Origin of the sequence: Novipirellula herctigrandis (assembly GCA_007859835.1) — a bacterium.
GTDB classification, from domain to species: domain Bacteria; phylum Planctomycetota; class Planctomycetia; order Pirellulales; family Pirellulaceae; genus Novipirellula_A; species Novipirellula_A herctigrandis.
The window spans coordinates 37,229-39,490 of record SJPJ01000001.1 but is presented as its reverse complement, the minus strand read 5'-3'; the positions used below and the strand labels follow the sequence as shown (position 1 = coordinate 39,490).

Sequence of the window (2,262 nt, the reverse complement as noted above, 5' to 3'; positions counted from 1 at the left end):
TCGCACCGACCATCGGCGTGCTCGGACGACATTCGTTGCTCGACGACGGAACGTCCTGATGGCTTGCGCGAGCAATCTCCTGTTGCCATCGGCTTGCTTGGTCTTGCTTTGGAACGTCTACTGGCATTCGACCTTCCACCTATATTCACCACGGATAACCATCCGTTGCACACGGAGCCGCGGGCCGCGCGGATTCTGAAATCAATGGCGTTTGCCGCGGCCCGGTGAACGGTGACGTTATGTCGCTTAAGAATCTATGAGACGCAAACGCTTGAAACATGCAGCCGACACTCTGTGTCACATGTTTTGTGGTTGGCGGTTGGTGAACTCCTATTCCGACATCGAAGCGCTCGGCTCGGGAACGCTAGCGATAGACGCGCTATCTGGTGACGCAACATTCAACGGCGCTCCGATTGGCCCACTCAATATTGCGGGCGAACTTCACGCTTGGTTACACGAAGACTGCCAAAACAACGACATTCCACTGACGGGTATTCGTCACGCTCGGCTAACCGCGGAACTTGATCTTTCCAAATCCGAATGGAAAGGCAGATCGACGAACACTCACTGGTTTGATGAAAACGGCGGCAAGATCGTCTGGCGTGCAATCAACCGATGTGTGATAAACTGTCGGTCATCAATCCAGACGGACGACCACGAATATCAATCCGTTTATGATGACGTGGAGGAATGGCCTGAAGGTTTTCCGGGGCAAACTAAGTCCTGAACATCGCGACATAACAATACGTTGCACACGGAGCCGCGGGCCGCGCGGCTTTTTCTGCTTGCATGTCTTTCGCCGCGGCCCGGTGAACGTTGCCGTTCTGCTACTGAAGCAATGCGCGACTTTGAATCCTGGGAAGATATTTGCGACTTTCATGATCGCCGCGACTACGCGGGGCTGGTTGCGTATTGCGAGCAGGAGGTCGGGAATTCATCCAGCGATCTCTACGCCGCAGAGCGGTTGCTAGAAGCATACGTTCTAAACTCTGACTACGGCGAAGCAATAAACTACGGCGTGAAGCTCAATCGCAAATATCCGTCGATGTCAATGTTCTCAAATCACATCCTGGATGCACTGTTTGCGCTGGGTAAAACAGAAGACGACTTTGACTGGGCGATGCCACCGACGGTGCTTCGTCTCGATAAAAACGTTGTGGACGACTGCTATGAGTTTCTCCGCCCTAAACGCAAGAGTCGCAGTATTTCTGATTTCCATATCGAACTTTGGAGCGAGGTATACGTGGCATTCACGGATGACGACCTGCTAGAATACCTGCGCAATGACGCGAGGTTCGTCGTCAATGGGACTTGCTCAACAACCGCAGAGTTGCGTGTTGCACGCAAAAGAAAGAGCAGAACAACGCGATGAACCGAAGACGCGGAGTCAAGGTTTTTGAAGTGGTGAGTTGTTCGCCGCGTCTCGGTTATCGCAACCGTTATCCGACTGAAATACCTCAACATTGATGAATCCTTACGAGGCTCCACATACCCACACTGATTCAGATGCGTCTTCCCGACGCAACGCATCTGGTTCGTCTTGTCCCGTGTGCAATACTCCTGTTCGTCGATTTGTTCTTGTTCGACCGACATTCCGCTGCACGAAATGCGATAGCCGCCTGATTGTTGGTGGGACATGGATGTCACGACTGCTTTCTACCGTAACCGCGTTTTGCTTGGTCACCCTTTACATTGCTACAAACGCCGGGGCAGATTTCGCGCTCGCTTACCTCCTGGGCTTTGTCGTGATTTCGACCGTTTGGCTGAACATTTTTGGTGTCCCGCGTCTCAAGGGTTGGATTGGCTACGCAACGCGGAGCAGGTTGGATGCGATGAAATTGACGTATTCCCAAGAGTCCCAAACCAACGGATAACAATGTCGTGCACCGAAGGACCGCATGACGCGTTTACAAATGGAAACCACAATGGCGGTCCTCGGTGACGACCGCCGTTATCACACTCCGGGCGATTGATGTTCTGCTATGGGGGCGCTGTCGATGATCCGCTGGCAACCGTTTGGTCCGACAACGTCGTTTGTTGCTTTCAAATTGGGACCTCGTTAAACTGATACTGCTAGGGAACGAACAACTGTCACCGAAGGGGCCGAAGGCTAAACTGACGGTGCTCGGTCGACTGATTCATCATGGTGACTCGATCGGCGTTTAACCCAAATCCGTGGGATAACCATGTGATGCAACGGAGGACGGGTGGTCCGTTTTCTCGTCTGCTTGCAAGTCTTTCGCCCGTCCCCGCTGATCACTA

Annotated in this window: 3 protein-coding genes; all 3 read left to right on the top strand. The window is 52.9% G+C overall.

The annotated features are described in order from the left end of the window. Positions 1-256 precede the first annotated feature (256 nt). The 3 genes from CA13_RS00170 to CA13_RS00160 all read left to right on the top strand — a co-directional run bounded on the left by CA13_RS00170 (position 257) and on the right by CA13_RS00160 (position 1,874). The gene (locus CA13_RS00170) at positions 257-727 is read left to right on the top strand and encodes a hypothetical protein (RefSeq protein WP_146393681.1); all 471 of its coding nucleotides are present in this window, start codon (positions 257-259) and stop codon (positions 725-727) included. Between the two features lie 111 nt (positions 728-838). Continuing rightward, positions 839-1,372 carry a hypothetical protein gene (locus tag CA13_RS00165; RefSeq protein ID WP_146393679.1) on the top strand — a complete coding sequence of 178 codons (534 nt, stop codon included), beginning with the start codon at positions 839-841 and terminating at the stop codon, positions 1,370-1,372. 268 nt (positions 1,373-1,640) lie between these two features. Next, positions 1,641-1,874: a hypothetical protein gene (locus CA13_RS00160; protein ID WP_146393677.1), complete on the top strand. Its 234-nt coding sequence runs from the start codon at positions 1,641-1,643 to the stop codon at positions 1,872-1,874. Positions 1,875-2,262: the final 388 nt, after the last annotated feature.